Origin of the sequence: Streptomyces sp. NBC_01294, from assembly GCF_035917235.1 — a bacterium.
Taxonomy (GTDB): domain Bacteria; phylum Actinomycetota; class Actinomycetes; order Streptomycetales; family Streptomycetaceae; genus Streptomyces; species Streptomyces caledonius.
The window spans coordinates 270053-289502 of the sequence record NZ_CP108423.1 but is presented as its reverse complement, the minus strand read 5'-3'; the positions used below and the strand labels follow the sequence as shown (position 1 = coordinate 289502).

Annotated in this window: 15 protein-coding genes and 2 pseudogenes; 14 read left to right on the top strand and 3 right to left on the bottom strand. The window is 71.7% G+C overall.

Annotated features, from left to right (window positions below):
* Positions 1 to 42 precede the first annotated feature (42 nt).
* A pseudogene (locus OG534_RS01520) lies at positions 43 to 174 on the top strand (IS701 family transposase); the annotation flags it as partial.
* Between the two features lie 391 nt (positions 175 to 565).
* Positions 566 to 883 carry a hypothetical protein gene (locus OG534_RS01515; protein ID WP_326586237.1) on the top strand — a complete coding sequence of 106 codons (318 nt, stop codon included), beginning with the start codon at positions 566 to 568 and terminating at the stop codon, positions 881 to 883.
* 149 nt (positions 884 to 1032) lie between these two features.
* Here the strand turns inward: OG534_RS01515 and OG534_RS01510 are convergent, their stop codons facing one another.
* Positions 1033 to 1428, bottom strand: coding sequence for an Imm7 family immunity protein (locus OG534_RS01510; RefSeq protein ID WP_326586236.1), 396 nt, complete (start codon positions 1426 to 1428; stop codon positions 1033 to 1035).
* A gap of 706 nt (positions 1429 to 2134) precedes the next feature.
* Between OG534_RS01510 and OG534_RS01505 the strand changes: the two genes are divergently transcribed.
* From OG534_RS01505 to OG534_RS01470, 8 genes are all read left to right on the top strand, one after another.
* Positions 2135 to 2797: a deoxynucleoside kinase gene (locus OG534_RS01505; RefSeq protein ID WP_326586235.1), complete on the top strand. Its 663-nt coding sequence runs from the start codon at positions 2135 to 2137 to the stop codon at positions 2795 to 2797.
* Between the two features lie 260 nt (positions 2798 to 3057).
* Positions 3058 to 3216, top strand: coding sequence for a hypothetical protein (locus tag OG534_RS01500; protein WP_326586234.1), 159 nt, complete (start codon positions 3058 to 3060; stop codon positions 3214 to 3216).
* A 517-nt stretch (positions 3217 to 3733) separates the two neighbouring features.
* Positions 3734 to 4792: a 3-oxoacyl-ACP synthase III family protein gene (locus OG534_RS01495; protein ID WP_326586233.1), complete on the top strand. Its 1059-nt coding sequence runs from the start codon at positions 3734 to 3736 to the stop codon at positions 4790 to 4792.
* A 9-nt stretch (positions 4793 to 4801) separates the two neighbouring features.
* Entirely contained in the window at positions 4802 to 5704 is a 903-nt protein-coding gene (locus tag OG534_RS01490; RefSeq protein WP_326586232.1) for a hypothetical protein, read from the top strand.
* A 5-nt stretch (positions 5705 to 5709) separates the two neighbouring features.
* Positions 5710 to 7785: a fatty acid CoA ligase family protein gene (locus OG534_RS01485; protein WP_326586230.1), complete on the top strand. Its 2076-nt coding sequence runs from the start codon at positions 5710 to 5712 to the stop codon at positions 7783 to 7785.
* Positions 7770 to 8921 carry an NAD-dependent epimerase/dehydratase family protein gene (locus tag OG534_RS01480; RefSeq protein ID WP_326586229.1) on the top strand — a complete coding sequence of 384 codons (1152 nt, stop codon included), beginning with the start codon at positions 7770 to 7772 and terminating at the stop codon, positions 8919 to 8921. The genes OG534_RS01485 and OG534_RS01480 overlap by 16 nt, the downstream gene beginning before the upstream one ends.
* Positions 8918 to 12514: an amino acid adenylation domain-containing protein gene (locus tag OG534_RS01475; RefSeq protein ID WP_326586228.1), complete on the top strand. Its 3597-nt coding sequence runs from the start codon at positions 8918 to 8920 to the stop codon at positions 12512 to 12514. Before OG534_RS01480 ends, OG534_RS01475 begins: the two co-directional genes overlap by 4 nt.
* Positions 12511 to 13212, top strand: coding sequence for a formyltransferase family protein (locus tag OG534_RS01470; RefSeq protein WP_326586227.1), 702 nt, complete (start codon positions 12511 to 12513; stop codon positions 13210 to 13212). The genes OG534_RS01475 and OG534_RS01470 overlap by 4 nt, the downstream gene beginning before the upstream one ends.
* A gap of 4 nt (positions 13213 to 13216) precedes the next feature.
* Here OG534_RS01470 and OG534_RS01465 read toward each other — a convergent pair whose 3' ends face one another.
* Positions 13217 to 14476, bottom strand: coding sequence for a Gfo/Idh/MocA family protein (locus tag OG534_RS01465; protein WP_326586226.1), 1260 nt, complete (start codon positions 14474 to 14476; stop codon positions 13217 to 13219).
* Positions 14477 to 15623: 1147 nt separating this feature from the next.
* On the opposite strand from OG534_RS01465, the gene OG534_RS01460 reads away from it, so the two are divergent.
* Positions 15624 to 16439: a methyltransferase domain-containing protein gene (locus OG534_RS01460; RefSeq protein ID WP_326586225.1), complete on the top strand. Its 816-nt coding sequence runs from the start codon at positions 15624 to 15626 to the stop codon at positions 16437 to 16439.
* A 132-nt stretch (positions 16440 to 16571) separates the two neighbouring features.
* The gene (locus tag OG534_RS01455) at positions 16572 to 16751 is read left to right on the top strand and encodes a transposase (RefSeq protein ID WP_326586224.1); all 180 of its coding nucleotides are present in this window, start codon (positions 16572 to 16574) and stop codon (positions 16749 to 16751) included.
* A 129-nt stretch (positions 16752 to 16880) separates the two neighbouring features.
* Here OG534_RS01455 and OG534_RS01450 read toward each other — a convergent pair.
* Positions 16881 to 17003 (bottom strand): annotated as a pseudogene (locus tag OG534_RS01450) (TauD/TfdA family dioxygenase); the annotation flags it as partial.
* Positions 17004 to 17159: 156 nt separating this feature from the next.
* Between OG534_RS01450 and OG534_RS01445 the strand changes: the two are divergent.
* Together OG534_RS01445 and OG534_RS01440 are read left to right on the top strand one after the other, a co-directional pair.
* The gene (locus OG534_RS01445) at positions 17160 to 18173 is read left to right on the top strand and encodes an SPFH domain-containing protein (protein WP_326586223.1); all 1014 of its coding nucleotides are present in this window, start codon (positions 17160 to 17162) and stop codon (positions 18171 to 18173) included.
* Entirely contained in the window at positions 18170 to 19069 is a 900-nt protein-coding gene (locus OG534_RS01440; RefSeq protein ID WP_326586222.1) for a hypothetical protein, read from the top strand. The genes OG534_RS01445 and OG534_RS01440 overlap by 4 nt, the downstream gene beginning before the upstream one ends.
* Positions 19070 to 19450: the final 381 nt, after the last annotated feature.

Genomic DNA, 19450 nt, shown 5'->3' with positions numbered 1-19450 from the left:
GGCATAGATCCGGCCCGCTGGCAGGAGATGTTCGAGGTTCTGATGGGCTGCATCGCGAGGCGTTCTGCGCGAGTGGAACCGCGGCGGCGGGCCCGGGAGTTCGCGCTCGGGCTCTTGTCGGACTTGCCACGCAAGAGCTGCTGGACGCTGGCCGAGAACGCCGGGGGTGCCACCGGTCGGCCGGGATCCCCGAGGAGGTCGGCTTCGCCACGCAGCCCGCACGCGCCGCCCGCGTGATCAACAATTCCCCGGCGTCGCAGGTGGTGGCGGATGGTGCGGGAGGAGTAGGCGGGGTCGGTCGTCGGCGGAAGACGGAGGTGGACGGTGGAGCGACCTCATGCCGTCACCGTTCCGTCCGCGAGTCGCCCGAATTGGTCGGCTGCCTTCTGGCCCCACGCCCGTTCCTCTCCGGCTCGGGCATCATGACGGAGGTCTCCAATGGCGGGGGCCGAGGCGACGGGAGAATCGCGTGGTGCAGTGGAGGCGTCTGAGTTCCGGTGTTCGTCCGGTGCCCCGACCCGTCGCAACTCCTTCCGTGTGGGCAGCCGCAGGTGCCGCGGCTCTCGTGCTGGTCACCGTCCTCAACTACCTGAACGGCCACGGCGACCCCACGATCGACCTCCTTGTGCTGTCTGTGGTGTGCGCGGTGCTGAGCACCGGAGCCCGGCTCGTCGCCGCACCGGGTACGGCCCTGGTCTGCTGGCTCGCCCTCAACGGCTTTGCCACACCACCCATGGGCGAACTCACCTGGTCCGCCGGCTACGACCTGGGTCGTCTCGGATGTCTCCTGGCGGCGGCGAGCACCGGAACCGCCATCGCCCGCATCGCCAGTGCCCGCGCCGCCTACCGCCGACTGACTCCTCACAACCCTGCGGGCTCCTGACCGCCCGTGGGCGGCTCCGGAGGCGGCCGACCTCTCAGGAGGTGGGTGGGGCTCATCCGGCAAACGGGCCTACGTATTTCACGGCACGGCACGGCACGGTCACCGCAGCCGTGATCCGCTTGTCGCTCCGCGCGTGAGCCGGGCAGTCTCTAGCCGGTGAAGGGGTCTTCCAGCTTCGGGATACACGGAGACAGCAGTGCCTCCGTGTGCTGCGTGATCGTGCCCCGAGCGAGTCTGAGCACGCGTGCCTCGTTCTCGTGGCCCGGGTCCTCGTCATCGTGCATATGAAGAAGCCCGTAAGAGCCGGGTGCCACCTCAGCCACATGCTCGAACAAGTCAATGACATCGGTCGCTGAGCGGTGATTGGCGTTGCCTCCCAGGTGGATGAACGGCTCACCGTTCATCCACCTGAGGTCGAGGAGGTACGGGTCGGCCATCTCGGCGATGCGAAGCCGAAGCTCATCGATGATCTGCCGCAGCCGGACATCATCATCCTCGTTGGCCGCGGTCTCCCTGATCGTGATCCACCCGTGGTACTCGAACACACCGCGATCCTAGTCAGGGTCAGGCCGGCCCTGTGTGACTGCGTCGACCGGGCAAGATCAACCAGCCCCCTGGAGTCTGTTCGGCGGATCATGCCGCGGCCGCAGGGACACCGCAGGCTGCGGCGTGACCGAAGCGCGTCATGGCCCGCACCTGGTCAGAGGCGCGGGGCATGGACGAGCAGTCCCGGAAGGACCTTCTCGCCGAGGTGGAAAGCAGCGCTCTCTACGCCTACCGGGAAATGAAGCCCTGGCCCGATTCCGGCGCCGCCCTTCTGCACGGGCGGATTCCCCGGCAGACGCAGGCCACCGGGCACCCACCCGGGCCGGGTACCCCGAACGGCATCCGGCCCGAAGGGTTCGAAGATCACTGCCGATGTCGGTGGCGCCGTAGAGCGAGGTGGGGTGGGAGCCGGTGCTCCGGCCGGTGTGGGGTGCAGCGTCACTTATGATTCAAGGCGGCCGTGGGCCGGTGACTCGTCGCCGTCCGCGGCAACTGCGAAGCGGTCGGTCCGGTCGGTCCGGTCGGTCCGGTCGGTCCGGCCGGTCGCGGAGGGGGTCCTGCGTCGGGCCCCGGTCCGGACAGGGACCAGATGGCGCTGATCATGAAGATCTCGGGGAATCGAGTGACCGCCGATACGCGTCTCAGTGGTGTGGGGCGCTCAGCCCACTCGCCCGCGAACAGAAGACCCCCGGGGAGAAGTGAGGTATGTCAGTGATCTGCGTCGGTGGCATGATCGGAATAGGCAAGACGAGCGTGGCCGAAGTGCTTGCCAAGGAGCTGGGCAGCGAGGTCTTCTACGAGAGCGTGGAAGACAATCCGATCCTTCCGCTCTTCTACACGGCGAGCCCCGAGGAGATCGAGGCGAAGCGCTACCCCTTCCTCCTCCAGCTCTACTTCCTGCAGACCCGGTTCGCCTCGATCAAGGAGGCGTACAAGCAGGGCGACAACGTCCTCGACCGGTCCATCTACGAGGACTGGTACTTCGCCAAGGTCAATCACGACCTGGGCCGGATCAGCTCCCTCGAGATGCGGGTGTACGAGGGGCTGCTCGAGGAGATGATGCGCGAGATCGACGGCCTGCCGTACCGCAAGGCACCCGATCTCATGGTCTACCTCAAGGCGGACTTCGAGACGGTCCTGCACCGCATCGGGCTGCGGGGCCGCGATTTCGAGCAGGACGAGAACCTCATCGAGTACTACCGGACGCTGTGGTCCGGCTACGACGACTGGGTGCACAAGCACTACTCGGCCAGCGAAGTCCTCGTCGTCGACATGAACCACACGGACGTGGTGAACAACCCCGAGGACGCGGCGCGCGTGGCGCGGGAGGTCAAGGAGGCCCTGGCAGCGGGCGGGCTTCGGGCCTGAAGCTGTGCCACGCGGCGCGTCCAGCTCCCTCGTGTCGCGTTCCCTCGTGTCGCGTTCCCTTGCCTTGCCTTGCCTTGCCCTGCCCGCGTCCGGCCGACAGCTGCTGCGCACCCGTGCACGCTCCATGAGCGCGCCGACGGGCATGCTCACTCCTTGAAAGCCCCGGCCGCACCAGCAACGGCTTCGCCGCGACGCTCGGCGTACCGGTCGGCGTACCGGTCGGCGTACCGGTCGGCGTACTGCTCGGCGTACTGGCCGCCGTGCCGGCCGAGCTGACCGGCGTCCGCCCTGCGGCCAACGGCCGCGCATCGGCACCTGAGGTCGTCGACACGGCCGCGCTCGTCTGGGAGGTCCGGCACGTGACCCGGGACCAGGAAAGTCGGCTCACCGAGTACGCCGAGGTGCTGGGCGGGGCGTGAGGTGCCGGTGGCGGCGGAGGGGGGAGTTGACGCCCGGCACGGCGCGGAGCGGCCCGCGAAGCGGGCCTCGTCTCCCTGTCCTACGTGGAGATGTCGCTCCGCCGCGAAGAGGCCTCGGCCATTTGCCGCCCGGCCGGGACACCCCACCCGTCCGGGAGCTCACGGCACCCGAGCGCGCTGCCCCGCCGTCGGCGGGACTTGGAGGCCAGCTTCGCGCTGAGTTCCGCCTCGGTCGTGCCGACGGGGGTGGACCGAGTGGTTCCGGACAGGTTTTCGAGGGCGTGGGTGCCGCCGAGAGCGGCGGAGGCTCTGGTTCTGCTTGATGCCAGGGTGGCGACGGGTGGCCGATATTCGACCGTATCTTCCGGATTTGCGAATCCCTGACATCTCGGGGACATCTCCGTACGCTACGGTAACTTGACTGTCCGTTATTCCTCGGGCTCCTCTTGAATCCCTCTGTCAACCACCGCTCTGGCACTCCCATGCCCTCGGTGGAACGCTACGGAGAACGACACACATGAGCACCACCGCATACAGCCGAATAGAAGCCTTAGGCATCTGCCTTCCGGCCACAGTCCAGACCACCCCCCAACTCGCCGCCCTGGTCCCGGGGCTGGGGGAGGTGGACATCGAGAAGATCACCGGGATCGCCGAGCGGCGCGTCCACGACCCCGAACCGGCGGCCGGCGAGGACTCGTTCGGGATGGCCCTGTCCGCCGCGCGGGACGCGCTCGAGTCCTCCCGCTACCGGGCCGCCGACCTCGACATCGTCATCTCCGCCTCGATCACGCGCTTCAAGGACGGCGGCCGGTTCACCTTCGAACCGTCCTTCGCCGCGATGCTGGCCAGGGAGCTGGGCGCCCGCTCCGCCATCCACTTCGACGTCTCCAACGCCTGCGCCGGAATGATGACCGGCGTGTGGCTGCTCGACCGCATGATCCGCTCCGGTGCCGTGCGCCGCGGGCTGGTCGTCAGCGGCGAGCAGGCCACCCGCGTCGCGCAGACCGCCGCACGCGAGATGACCGACTCCTACGACCCGCAGTTCGCCTCGCTCTCGGTCGGGGATTCGGCGTCCGCAGTCGTCCTCGACGTTTCCGCCGACGCAGCCGACCGCATCCACTACATCGAGCTGATGACCTGCTCCGAGTACTCCCACCTGTGCATGGGCATGCCCAGCGACCGCACCCCGGGCATCGCCCTGTACACAGACAACAAGAAGATGCACAACCGCGACCGGCTCAAGCTGTGGCCGCGGTTCCACGGGGACTTCCTGGCCAAGAGGGGGCGGACGTTCGCCGGTGAGGAGTTCGACTACGTCATCCAGCACCAGGTCGGCACCCGCTTCATCGACTACGCCAACCAGACGGCCGAGGCCGAGTTCGCCGCTCCGATGCCTGCCTCCCTCTCCGTGGTCGAGCGGTACGGAAACACCGCCACGACCTCGCACTTCCTGACGCTGTGCGAGCACCTCAGGGCGGGCGACGCCCGCCCCGGGGCCACGTACCTGCTGGTGCCGGCCGCCTCCGGTGTGGTCACCGGTGCCCTGTCCGCGACGCTCACGAACGTGGGGGTCTGAGTCATGGGCATGGTCATCACGGCAGCCGGCACAGCCCTGCCCGACACGTCCGCCCCGACGTCCGTCGTGGACCTCGCAGGCCGGGCCGCCCGTGGCGCCCTGGCTCGGGCGCGGGTGTCGGCATCCTCCATCGGCGTACTCATCAACGTCGGCGTCTACCGCGAGCACAACACCTTCGAACCGGCCATGTCGGCCCTGGTCCAGAAGGAGGTCGGCATCAACCTCGACTACATCGCCGACCCCGAACCGGCCGCCGGCTTCTCCTTCGACCTGATGAACGGAGCCTGCGGCGTACTCAACGCCGTCCAGGTGGGCCAGGCCCTGCTGGACACGGGCAGCACCGAGCGGCTGCTGATCACCGCTGCCGATGTCCACCCCGGCGGCGACGCGGACCGCGACACCGGCTACCCGTACGCGGACCTGGCCGGCGCCCTCCTGCTGGAGCGCAGCGCCGACCCCCACGCCGGGTTCGGGCCGGTACGCCACTACACCGCCGACCGGCCCACCGATGTCGAGGGCTACCTCGACACCGACACCATGGGCCGGCACGGGCGGACCACGATCACCGTCCGGCGCGAGCCGGGCCACGCGGAGCGGCTGAGCGCGTTCGCGGCGAGCGCCGCCGCCGACTACGCGCAGGAGATCGGCATCGACCTCGACCGGACGCTGGTGATCGGCCCGTCCGCGGGCGCGTCCCCGTCCGCGTCCCCGTCGCCGCCCGCGTCCCCGTCCGCGGGCGCATCCGCTGACGCGGCCGCGGTCCGGGGGGAGCCGCACACCGCGGCGCCGGTACTCGGCTACCTCCAGGCGATGGACGGCGTACGCCGCGACGACCACGACCAGATCCTGTTCGTGTCGGTCGGCGCCGGCCCCAGCGCGGCGTGCGCCCTCTACCGGCCCGAGGGGTGGTGAGCCCCGTGCCGCAGACGAGGTTGACCGACGGCGGCGGCCGGGCCGCGGAGCAGCCGGCCACCGTTACCGACAGCGTGGCCGGGTGGCTCGAGCGAAACGCCCGTGCCTTTCCCGACAAACCTGCCGTCATCCATCCCGACGGCCGAGGCTCCGGCAGCTACGGCACCATCACCTACGGCGAGTTACAGCAGACGGTCGAGGAGCTGGCCCGCGGATTCCGGCGCGCCGGGATCACCCGGGGCACCAGGACGGTGCTGATGGCCCCACCCGGGCCGGAGCTCTTCGCCCTCTGCTTCGCGCTGTTCCGGGTCGGGGCCGTGCCCGTCGTCGTGGATCCCGGCATGGGGGTACGGCGCATGCTGCACTGCTACCGGGCCGTGGGCGCCGAGGCGTTCATCGGGCCGCCCCTCGCCCAGCTCGTGCGCGTCCTGGGCCGCCGTACCTTCGCCGGTGTACGCGTGCCCGTCACCCTGGGACGGCGCCGGCTCGGCCGCGGCCACACCCTCTCCGCGCTGCGCACCACCCCCGCGACCGGAAGCCGTGCGGACGCGGCGGCACCGGCCGGCGGGGACGACCTGCTGATGATCGGCTTCACCACCGGAAGCACGGGCCCCGCCAAGGGAGTCGAATACACCCACCGCATGGCGTTGTCCATCGCCCGCCAGATAGAAGCCGTCCACGGCCGCACCCGCGACGACGTATCCCTGGTCACGCTGCCCTTCTACGGGGTGCTCGACCTGGTCTACGGATCCACCCTGGTCCTCGCGCCGCTGGCCCCCGCCCGGGTCGCCCAGGCGGACCCCGCGCTGCTCGTGGACGCGCTGGAACGATTCCGCGTCACCACGATGTTCGCCTCGCCGGCCCTGCTGCGGAACCTGGCCGGTCACCTCACAGGCGCCGCTCGCGGCCGCCACCCGCTGCCCGACCTGCGCTGCGTCGTCTCCGGCGGGGCCCCCGTGCCAGACGCGGTCGTGGCCGCGCTGCGCCGCGTACTCGACGAGAAGGCGCGGATCCATGTGACGTACGGGGCCACGGAGGTTCTGCCGATCACCTCGATCGAGGCGGCCGAGATCCTCGGTGACGACGCCGATGTCGACGCCGATGCCGGTGCCGACACCGACACCCGCCGCGGAAGCGGCGGTACCGCGGCCCGCGCCGCCGCGGGCGAAGGGACCTGCGTCGGCCGGCCCGTCCCCGGCACCCGCGTGATCATCGCCCCCGTCACCGACGGCCCGCTCGCTCGACTGGACTCCACAACCAGCCTGCCGACCGGGCGCGTCGGCGAGATCCTGGTCCACGGCGACTCCGTCAGCCGGCGCTACCACCGGGCACCCCAGTCCGACGCCGCCCACAAGGTGACCGAGGAACGACCCGGCGGCGAAGACCCCCGCACCTGGCACCGGACCGGCGACCTCGGCCACCTCGACGCCGACGGACGGCTGTGGTTCTGCGGACGCGCCGCACAGCGGGTCCGCACCGGCTACCGGGACCTGCACACCGTGCGCTGCGAGGGAGTCTTCAACGCCCACCCCCTGGTCCGGCGCACCGCCCTGGTCGGCATCGGGCCGGCCGGAGCGCAACGGCCCGTCGTCTGCGTGGAGACCGAGACAGGGGCGGACGGGGCAGCGCTCGACGAAAGCACATGGACGGAGCTGGTCGCCGAACTGCGCACGATGGCCGGGGCACACGCCGCGACCGCCGGCCTCCAGGAGTTCCTGCGCCACCCGGCCTTCCCCGTGGACATCCGGCACAACGCCAAGATCGGCCGCGAGGAGCTGGCCCGCTGGGCCGAGCAGCAGGAGGCCCGGCCCACATCCTCCCCGGGTCGCCGCGCGGTCCGGATCGTGCCGCTCGCCGGATGGGCGTACCTCGTCGGCGGAGCGGTGTGGGCCGCGGCCGGGGGAGTCCCCGACATCCCGGTGCTGCGGTGGCTGTGGTGGGCCGACGCATTCCTCAGCATCGGCGTGCACGCCGCGCAGATCCCGCTCGCGCTGCCGCGCGGCAGGGCGGCCGGACACGGGACCGCCGCGGTGGTCGGGCGCACCATGCTCTACGGCGCGACCTGGTGGCGGGCGCTGTGAAGATCCTGGTCACCGGAGCATCCGGATTCCTGGGCGGGCACCTGGTCGACGGCGCGCTGCGCCAGGGCCATCAGGTCCGCGCCCTCGTACGGGGAGGCAGCGATGCCGCACGGCTGCGCTCCCTGCCCGGCGTCGAGGTCGTCACCGGCGACCTCACCGACGATGGTTCGCTCGGGCGGGCGGCAGAGGGCTGCGAGGCGGTCCTGCACAGCGCGGCGCGGGTCGTCGACCACGGCAGCCGCGCGCAGTTCGAGGCCGCCAACGTCACCGGTACGCAGCGGCTGCTGGCGGCGGCGCGGTCGGCGGGCGCGCGGCGGTTCGTGTTCGTCTCCAGCCCGAGCGCGCTGATGCGGGTACGGGAGGGCGACCGTCTCGGCATCGACGAGAGCACCCCGTACCCGGAGCGGTGGTTCAACCACTACTGCGAGACGAAGGCGATCGCCGAGCAGTACGTACGGGCGGCGGACGGGCCGGAGTTCACCACCTGCGCCCTACGGCCGCGCGGCATCTGGGGGCCGCGCGACCACGCCGGATTCCTGCCGCGCATGGTCGACGCCATGCGCGCGGGACGACTGCCCGACCTGTCGGGCGGCAAACGGGTGCTGGTCTCGCTCTGCCACGTCGACAACGCGGTGGACGCCTGCCTGCGGGCCGTGCTCGCCCCCGCCGGGCAGGTCGGCGGCAAGGCCTACTTCGTCGTGGACCGCGAAGAGACGGACCTGTGGCCGTTTTTGGCCCGGGTCGGCGCCCTCTTCGACTGCCCGCCGCCCGCCCCGCGCATCCCGCTCGTCCTCGGCCGCGCGATGGCCGCGGCGGTCGAGACGGGCTGGCACCTGCGCCACCGGTCCGCGGGCAGCGGAGGAAGAGGCGGTACGGAGGCGGCTCCGCCCCTGAGCCGCTACATGATGGCGCTGCTGACCCGCTCGGCGACGTACGACACCCATGCCGCCCGACACGACCTCGGCTACACGGCTCCGCGCACCCAGACCGACGGGCTGCGAGCGCTGCAGGAATGGGTGACGGAGGTGGGCGGCGTCGCCGCCTGGACCGCCGGCCCGGCCGCCCGGAGCGGTACCGCCGCACCGGCCCGCCGCCCCGCACCCGAACACACCGAACAAGGGAACACACAGTCATGACATCCACTCAGGTCGGTGCGGGTGCGGGTGCGGGTGCGGGTGCGGGTGCGAGTACGGGTGCCGGTGTCGGTGGCCGTGCCGACGCCCGCTACCGGCGCCCGGTATCGCCCACCGAACGCCTCTACCTCGCCGCCGGGGACGCCCGCGGGGCCATGGCTCTGCGCATCGTCGTCGAGGGCGACGGCGTACCCGACCCCGAGCACTTCCAGTCAGCCCTGGCACGGGCCGCCGAGTCGTGCCCGGGATCGCGGCTCGTGCGCGCCGGGGCGATGTGGCGCGCCGAAGGGCCGTTGCCGCAGGTCCGGTACGAGGTACCGCGCGCCGGTGCGTACGCCGACTCGGCGCCGGGGACGGTCGAGTTGCCCACCGGGCCGTCGCGCCGAGCGGTGCCGCCGGGCTGCGAGGTGCTGATCGTGCCCGGCGCGGACGGGAAGGCGACCACCGTCGTCTTCAGCGCCTCGCACGCCGTGATGGACGGTCACGGCGCCCTGACCTGGGTACGGGAGGTCTTCCGGGCCCTGCGCGGCGAGCCCGCCCGGCCCGCGCTCGACGCGGACACCGACATCGGGCTGCTGCGCCGGCTCGGCAGTAAGGGGCCGCGGCCCACGCCGAGTCCTCCCCGGCGTTCCCCGCTCGGTCCGCTCGTTCTGCTTGGCCCGGGCAGCGGTGGCAGCCGCCCCCTCCGGACACTGTGGCTGCGCCGCACCCTGCCCGGCCGCCATCCCGCGCTCACCGCCCGCCTCGCCCAGGCCCTGACCGACGCCGCGCGGATCGACACCCGTGTCATGGTCCCCGTCGACCTGCGCCGCCACCGCCCAGGGATCGCGGCCACGGGCAACCTGAGCCTGCCACTGTTCCTGGACCTGCGGCCCGGGGCGGACTGGACGGCCGCGCACACCACCCTGCTGACCGCCCTGGCCGAAGGCCGTGAACTCGCCGCCGGATTCGAGACCGCCCTCGCGCCGCTGCCGCTGCCCGTGACCGCCGGGCTGCTGCGCACCGCCCAGGCCGTGGCCTCACGTACCGACCGGCACCTCGCTTCGGCCGTCGTCTCCCACCTCGGCCGCCTGGACTTGGCGGAACTCTCCGGCGGCGGCTTCACGGCGTCGACGGTCTACGCGCTGCCGGTGCATGCCCCACTGGTCCCGCTCTCCCTGGTGGCCGCCGAGAGCGGCACGGCGACCGAGATCACGCTCGGCGTTCGCGGCGGGGGCCGGGACCTCGAGGCCCGCGCCGCGGAGTTACTGGGCACGGTCCTGGCCGGCTTCGAGGGCGAGGACATGGCCCCGGGAGTTCGCCGGGCCGGGCCGGATGCGGATGCCGATGCCGATGCCGATGCCGAAGGGGGCGGCGTACTCGCGGGGTCGCACGAAGCCCGGTCGGCGACGCCGGCGCGGCTCTACCCGGGCACCGCGACCGGCTCCGACGGTCGGGCGGCCGCTCCGGCGACCGCATCTCCTCCCGCGTCGGCAGCCATACCGGCGCGCGGTCCCGCAGGAGAGGCCTCGGCCACGGGCCCCGCACCACAGGCGGCGCTGCCGCAGGCGGATCCGGCCGCCCCGGACCTGAATCCAGCGGCCGTCCTGGATCCGGCCGCCCCGGACCTGAATCCGGCGGCCGTCCTGGATCCGGCCGTTCCGGACCCGAATCCGGCGGCCGTCGCGGATCCGGCCGTCCCGGACTCGAATCCGGCGGCCGACAAGCTCACCGTCGTGGACGCCTTCCGCGCCCAGGCCGCCCGCACGCCCGACGCGCCCGCGCTCGACGGGCCCGAGGGCGTGGTCACGTACGCCGAACTCGACCGGCGCTCCGACGCCGTCGCGGCCCGGCTCGCGCGGCGCGGCGTGGGGCGCGAGGACCTGGTGGGGCTGGTCGTCGACCGCACGTCCGCCGGAGTGTGCGCCCTGTGGGGCATCCTCAAGGCGGGCGCCGCCTACGTGCCGCTCGACCCCGGCCATCCCGGCGCACGGATCGGAGAGATCCTCCAGGGATCAGCCGTCGCGCTCTGTCTGACCGGGCGACACCTGGCCGAGGAACTCGCCCCCTTCGTACCCGGGACCCTGCTCGCGGTCGAGGACCTCCTCGACGGTCCTGCCCCTGGCTCTGACCCCGGCACCGGCCCGGACACGGACGCGGATGCGGATGCGGACGCGGACACGGAGGATGTCCGCGAGGTCCGTGCTGCCGGACCCGCTGCCTCGGCAGACGTGCGGCCCGCGGACCTCGCGTACGTCATCCACACCTCCGGTTCCACCGGCCGCCCCAAGGGCGTGCAGATCGAGCACGGAAGCCTCATGGGATTCGTCCGCTGGATGACGGACGTCTGCCGGGTCACCGGTCGTACGCGCTTCGGCTTCGCCTCCTCCTACGCGTTCGACATCTCGTGCTTCCCCCTCTTCCTGCCGCTGCTGGCCGGTGGCACGGCCGTACTCGCCCCCGGCACCCCTTCACCCGCCGCCCTGCGCGAGCTCGTCGCAGAGCACCGCGCGGACACCCTCGCGCTCACGCCCTCCCACCTCGCCCTCCTCGGCGCCGCGGGCAGCGGTCACACGCACTCCCTGCGCACCCTGCTGCTGGGTGGCGAGCCCCTCACCCCCGCCGCCGTACGGTCCGCACGCGCCGCTTTCGGGGCGGATTGCCGTGTGATCAATGCGTACGGGCCCACCGAGGCGGCCGTCGCCGTGCTCGCCCACACCGTGGACGGTGGCGAGACCGGCGCCACCGTCCCGATCGGCCTCCCCGGCCCGTACGCCCAGGTCGACCTCGTCACCGACGGCGAGACCATCGGCAGCGGACCGGACCACACCGGCCGCACCGGCGAGATCGTCGTACGCGGGGTACAGGTGGCCCGCGGCTACCTCGGGCCGTCCGACGGCCGTCCCTCCCCCTTCACCACCGGCCCCGACGGCGTCCGCTCCTATCGCACCGGTGACCTCGGACGCCGACTGGCCGACGGCTCCGTCGAGTTCGCCGGGCGCATCGACGAGCAGATGAAGATCGCCGGGCACCGCGTCGACCCCGCCGAGGTCGTCGCCGCCCTCGAAGCCCACACCGCCGTCCACCGCGCCGTCGTCGTGCCCCGTCGCCGCCCGCACTCCACGGCGGCGGTGCTCTGTGCGTACGTCCTGCCGGACGCCACCGTCGGCCCCGCGATACGCGCGGATCTGGCCCGGGCCCTGCGGACCGAGTTGATCCGGACACTCCCCGCGTACCTCGTCCCCGCCCATGTCGTCGTGCTCGACACACTGCCCAGCACGGTCAGCGGCAAGGCCGATCTCGACGCCTTACCGGACCCCTTCGCCCACACCGCGCCGGTCGCGTCCCCACCTGCCACCCTGGAGGCCCGGGTCAGGCACCACTGGTCGGAGATCCTCGGCGTCGACGGCGAACTGCTGTCGGCGGACTCCGACTTCCACGCCCTCGGCGGCGATTCCCTGGCCCTCGTCGAGATGGTCACCGCCGTCTCCTCGGACCTGCTGACTCCCGGTCAGGCCCAGCGGTTCACAGGCCGTCTCGACTGCCTCGTACGGAACCTGACGCTCGGGCAGGTCTGCGCACACCTGACCGCCGCCCGCGAGGAGGCCGCCGCATGATCTTCGTCGGAGAGGGAGCCCTGCTCCGCCGCGCCGTCACCCACGCGGCCACCCGCGGCCACCCGGTCGACCTGGTCTGCTCCGCCGACCCGCTGGACGCCGCGGCCGCCGACGCACCCCACCTCGCGGCGGCGGACATCAACACCCACGCCGACACGCTGGCCCGGGCCTGCACCGACGGCATCGTCTGGTCCCTCAACAACCGGCAGATCTTCCGGGAGCCCCTGCTCCGGGCCGACGGCCTGCGCATCCTCAACATCCACAACGGTCTACTGCCTCGACATCGCGGACTGCCCTCCGTCGCCGTCCTGTTCGCCCTGCTGCACGGCGACACGGAGTACGGCGCCACCGCCCACGAGGTTGACGCCGGCATCGACACCGGTCCGGTCCTGGCCGAACACCGCTTCCCCATCGGGCCCGAGGACCGATACCACCACGTCATGCTCCGCGGGATCCGCGCCTGTCACGCCCTCTTCGAGCAGATCCTCCCGGCCGTCGCCGCCGGAACCGCCCACTCAGCACGCGTTGCGGCGGCGGAACCGTCCGCGTACTACGGTCTGCGGGCCCTGGACCGGCTCGACACCTATCGACACCACCCTGCCTACGCCCGCGCCACCGACCTCGGCCCCTTCGCCGCCCATGCCCCCGAGCTCACCCGCGCGCTGCTCCTACCGTCCCCGCACGAAACGCTCGTATGACCGGTCATGCGCGGGGGATGACGTGTTCGACGGTTCCCGCGAGTCGGGCGCGTTCGGCCGCGAGGACTGCGAGGTGGCTGAGGAGGGATTCACGGGGGCCGGAGCGGACCAGCGAGGCATCGCCGGTTGCGACGGCCGTGACGAAGGCGTCCATCAGTCCGGCGTCGCCGCCCCCGTGGCCGCCGGCGGCGGACATGCCGCCCGCGGGCGTGGTGTCGATGATCTCGTCGTGTCCGGTGAGGAAGTCGTGGACGCGCAGGGTGGCGCCGTCGCCGTGCAGCTCGCCCCGGGTGCCGAAGACCACCGTACGGCGATTGGCCATCTGGCTGAGACCCGTCATGGTGAAGGTGGCCGTCGTGCCGCCGGCGAACTCCATTGCCACGACCTGATGATCCACCACGTCGTTGTCGCAGGCATAGACACAGCGGCCGTAGGGACCGGACCGCAGAGCCGCGTCGAGTGCCTTCTCGGTCGGCTCGTCCACGACGGCGGACAGCGGCCAGCCGTGGTTACCACCGGCCAGCCGCTCCCCGTAGATGCGCCGGGCGGAGAAGGCGCACTGCGGCTCGATGGAGCAGTCCAGGCAGCGGTCGGCAGCGCCGGCAGGGCGGTTCGCGGGGGTGAAGTGGGAGAGGCGTCCGAAGCTCGAGACGCGAGTGGGGGGTTGGCCGATGACGTACTGGAGCCAGTCCAGGTCGTGACAGGACTTGGCCATCAGCATGGACGTGGCCTCGTCCGTACGGCGCCAGTTCCCGCGGACGAAGGAGTGCGCCTGGTGCCAGTGGCCGACCGGTTCGGTGTGCTGGACGCTCACGACGTCGCCGAGCCGTCCGGAATCGAGAACGTCTTTGAACACCTGGGTGTAAGGGGTGTAGCGCAGGACATGGCCGACGGCCAGGACCACCCCTGCCCGCTCGACGGCGTCGACGATGGCGCGACATGACGGCTCGTCCAGCGCCATCGGCTTCTCCAGCATGATGTGGTAGCCGAGTTCGGCGAAGGCCAGCGCGGGCTCCAGGTGCATCCGGTCCTGCGTACAGATCAGCACGGCATCGGCGATCCGGCCGCGCGCGGCCAGCTCCCGCCAGTCGCAGACCGCTCCGTCGGCGGCGATGCCGTGTTCGGCCGCGAATCGCCGACGCCGCGTTGGCCGGGGCTCGGCGACGGCGACGACCTGGGCCCGATCGGGATGCTTCAGCGCCCAGCGGGCGTGTCCGGTGCCGCGGTCGCCCGCGCCGAGGACGATCAGAGACAAAGGTGCCATGACCGGGCAGGCTACCCGTCGCGTGCGGGCATGGAAGGCGCTTTCTCCGGTCCGCTGCACGGACTCACGCTCACGTAGGGCCGCCGAGCGGCTCCTGCACGAGGTGGTGACGCGGGCGACGCGGCGGGCTGATCCCTCGCCGGCGCCGGCGCCGCCTACCCAACCGACAGGGTCACCGGGCCGGTCGTTGTGAGGCGGCTTTCTGATCCATGGGGGTCCGCGGCTGAGCTCTACGGCCTGCTCGGCCGTCCAGTGAGGCAGGCGAGTCCCAGATCTGGGGGTAGACCTCGGCCTGTGTGGTGAAGTGCCGCGCCTCTGCCGGTGCAGGCTCACCCTCCGCCTGCACGTCCTGAATCTCCTCGGCGAGATCCCGCGCCCACTCGGGATCCTTCAGGGCCCGGTCCAGTTCGGCAGGCGTGACGCGCAGGTATCCCCGTTCATGCTCATGGGCGGCAGCATACGGAGCGTGTCCGACAGTGGCGTCGGTCGAAGCACGTTCGCACGTGGGTTCCTGAACGCCCTGCGGACCCTGGCCGGCGTGAGCTTGTTCGGTTCCGCCGGTCTTTCCCAGGGGCCGACGAAGGTCGTGTGCCACCTCCATGAAGTCGGCCGACGGCCCTCCGGATCAGCGTCGTTCCGCACAGCAGCAGCACCTGCTGCTGTGCTTCACCGGCGTATGCGAGCATATGCTCTTAAGGGCCGAGGTTCAGCCCTGGCTGCTGCCTGCAGTCAACCGATCGGTACATGACAGTGAGCAGCTCGAGGGGCGGTAGCGATGTGTCGCACGCGCGGTAGAGATCGCAAGGACGCGAGCGGGCGCCTGCTGCTTCCCATCGATCGAGCAAGGAACATCCTGTGACTGCCTTTGCTGTCGCTGGCGCGGGCGCTCTCGATACCGTCTCGGCTGTCGTACGGCAAGGCGGCTCCGGCGCCACTTTTGGCGCAGTGGCCCTCGGGGTTCCCGCCGTCGTCGGGCCCGGAACGGCAGGGCTCAGCGGCAAGCGCAACGTCTCGCGGCAACCGGAGCGGGGGCGGCGCTGGTCGCAGCTGCTCGCCGACCCTACGTTCACGCGTGCGGCATTCCGCATTCGTGAAGAAATATCCACCATGCCGACGGTCGTCCATGGCGCATGAGGGAAATTGTTGGTTGGAACACGAAGAGGAATCAATGAATATCAGGCCTACCGATAACGCGTTCGCTCGCATCGATGCCGTATCCGCGGAGATGCGAGGGAAAATCATCGATTATCTCGATGTCGTGGCCGGTCATCCGGAGATGAAGCGAGTCCGGACTGCCGCTTCGGCGATCTTCGCGCCGTCCGAAGGTGAGCGGTTGCTGGACGCCGGGTGTGGTGCAGGAGAGGTCGCGCGAGAGCTCGGAGCGCAGGTGGGGAGCGCCGGCGCCGTGTTTGCGATTGATCGGTCCCAGCAGGCGGTGGCGGTCGCCCAGGCCCGGCATGACGGCGGGCCGGTGACGTATCAGTCCGGGGATGTCACGGCGCTCGACTTTCCGGATGGCCATTTCGACGGAGTGCGCTGCGAACGAGTGGTGCAGCACCTGGCGGACCCTGATGCCGCGATCGCCGAACTGGCCCGGGTAACGCGGCCGGGAGGCCGGGTGTGTGTCATCGACACCGACTGGTCCTCGTCCGTCGGAGACGGCTTCGACCACCTGGACGAAGTGGTCGGCAGCTTCTTCCCGGGCCACTCTGCCGGACGGTGCGTCCGGTCGCGCATGGTGAGGTCCGGTCTGCGGGAGACCAGCGTGCTGCCCGTGACGCTTCGCTTCCTCTCTCCGGCGGATGCGGGAGTTGTGGCACCGATCTTCAATCGCGTCCTCATGCGAGAGTACCTGTCGGAGGAGTTGTTCGACCGCTTCTGCTCATCAGTGGACCGGTCTGCGGACCGAGGCGACTTCCTCTACGCCTTCACCATGTGGATCTCCCTGGGGCGCGTCGCTTGACGTGAGCAGGGCTGACGCGAAGCCGTCGTGACCTTGTGGGTGCGATCGCCGCGTGCGAGGTGACGGCGGCTGCAGTGAGGCAGACGCAGACGCAGAGGCAGCCGGGGGCTCCGGCAACTCCGAACGCGACGAATGAGGGAGGCGATCCGTCATTTCTTCACGGCCTCCGGCAACACCTACGGCTCGCTGCGAATCACCTTGGATCTGTGGGCGGAAGGCCGGCAGGTCTCCGAGAACACCGTTGCCAAGAACGTGGCCGCGCTCAGCCTTCAGGGCGGCAAGCCCCCGCCGGCCAACGGCTGCCCGACGTGAGGACCGCGTCCGGCTCTGGGGAGTGGTCGCCCAGGAAGTCCGGACGGAGGAGGCGGGCCAGGCCGGTGGGGCGCCCGCGGGGTCGGGTCGCGGTGGTTTCGCCACGCTGGAGGCGTGGGACCGAAAGGCGGTGCGGCCATGGACGGTGACGCGGTTGTCGATCACGACCAGGTCGCCCGGATTCAGGCGCAGGGTGCGGGCGGTCGCCTCGCAGGCGCGGCCGAATTCGGTCAGTGCGGACGCACGGACCATGAGACCGCTCGGGGGCAGTCCGTCCCGCAGGCCGAGGACCCGTTCGAGCGGCTTCCGTTGCCGGCGGGGCAGCTCCCCGGAAACCTTCTTTTCGTCCCCTTGACGATATGGGCGCGTCTCGTTATCGTCGTACTGACGAAATGAAGGGGGTTAGCCATGGCCGACATCACCCGGCGCTTCGGCTGGCGTCATCTGCGCTCCGCGCCCACCGCCCACATCCGCCACCACAAGCGCGGCCGACTCGTCCACGACGGACGGGGGCTCAGCTTCTGGTACCGGTCGCTGTCGGCGGCGCTCTCCGAAGTGCCGGTCGACGACCGGGAGCTGGCCATGGCCTTCCACGCCCGTACGTCCGACTTCCAGGACGTCGCCGTGCAGGCCACCGTCACCTACCGGATCAGCGACCCGGCCGAGGCCGCGAACCGACTCGACTTCTCCGTCGACCCGGACACCGGGAGCTGGCGCGGCGCTCCCTTGGAACAGATCGCCACTCTCCTCACCGAGACCGCGCAGCAGCACACGCTGGACGTACTGGCCCGGACTCCGCTGGCCGTCGCCCTGGTGGACGGCGTCGCCTCCGTGCGCGGGAGCGTCGCCGCCGGTCTCGCCGCTGAGCCCAGACTCCCGGCCACCGGCATCGATGTGGTGACCGTGCGCGTCGTGGCGATCCGCCCCGAGGCCGAGGTCGAGCGCGCCCTGCGGACCCCGGCCCGCGAGCAGATCCAGCAGGAGGCGGACCGGGCCACCTACGAACGGCGGGCCGTCGCCGTCGAGCGCGAGCGTGCCATCGCCGAGAACGAGCTGGCCAGCCAGATCGAACTGGCCAGGCGCGAGGAGCAGCTGATCGACCAGCGCGGCACCAACTCCCGCCGCGAAGCCGAGGAGAAGGCGGCGGCGGACGGCATACGCACCGAGACCGAGGCGGCCCGCAAGGTCCGCCTGGCCCGCGCGGACGCCGAGGCGGCGCGCGAGACGGGCGCCGCGCGCGCCGAGGTCCAGGCCGCCTGGCTGCGCGTGCACGACGAAGCCGGCCCGGGCACGCTGCACGCCCTGGCGGTGACCCGGCTGGCGGAGAACCTGCCGCGGATCGAGAGCATCACGCTCTCTCCTGACGTCCTCACCGGCCTCCTCTCCAGGCTCGGACGTCCGGAAGGCGGCGCGGGCGCGTGAGCCTGGCCCCGCGGGCGGTGCTCGTGTACCGCAGGACCGAGTACGAGGAACTGCTCGCCCGGCACGGGACGCACGGGCAGGCCGCGTTCTTCCTCTCCAGCCGGGGCCGGTCGATCGACGAGGTGGTACGCCGCCACGACCGCACGCGGCAGGCGCTGCGGGAGGTGGCGGCGGCGGTGCCGCTCACCTGGCGCAGCTCCCGGGTGGAACGGGCGGACCTGGACCGCTTCCTGTTCGCCCCGGAGGACGTGGTCGTCGTGGTCGGCCAGGACGGCCTGGTCGCCAACACCGCGAAGTACCTGCGCGGACAGCCGGTGGTCGGCATCGACACCGACCCGGGACGCAATCCGGGGGTCCTGGTCCGTCACCGCTGCGCCGACGCGCCCGCCCTGCTGCGTGCGGCGACCGCCGCCGGGAGCCGGGCGGAGGAACTGACCATGGTCGAGGCCGTCGCCGACGACACCCAGCGCCTCCTCGCACTGAACGAGATCTACCTGGGCTCGCCCGGCCACCAGACGGCCCGCTACCGCCTGGGCTCCGACGGCGAGAAGGGCCCGGGCGAGGCCCAGGCATCCTCCGGGGTGCTGGTGGGCACCGGCACGGGCGCCACCGGCTGGCTGCGTTCCCTGTGGCTGGAGCGCGGCAGCTCCGCAGGACTGCCCGCACCCTGCGACCGGCGGCTCCTGTGGTTCGTGCGCGAGGCCTGGCCTTCCCCCACGACCGGAACGACGAAGGTCGCCGGTGAGCTGGGGCGGGGGCAGGGGCTGCAGCTGACCGTGGAGTCGGACCGGATCGTGGTCTTCGGCGACGGGATGGAGAGCGACGCCCTGGAGCTGACCTGGGGCCAGAGCGTACGCCTGGCCATCGCGGAAACGTCGCTGCACCTGGTGACGTGAGCACCCTGCCCGACCGGCTCTCTCCACTGCGGACCCACAGGGGGACGTGATCGGCGCGGGACGCACGCAGAGGATCGGCGAGAGCGATGGCACACATGCCGTCGCCCGGCACCTGAACCGCCTGACGGCCGGCACCTCCTGGAAGTAGACCTCGGGTACTGCCCTGGTGGGCCGCCTCGTGGACGCGACCCTCCACTCCCTGATGCCTGGTGTCCGAGAGGTTCCGGTCGAGGGCAGGCGGACTCCGGCTGGGGCTGTCCTGGCCGACCCGGATGCGGGCACGGGGAGGAGTGCATGTGCAAGCGGCGCGAGTGCGGGGGCATCCCGCTCCCGGGCCACCGGGGCACCGGGGCGCTGGCGCGCGGTGCGAGGGTGACCGCT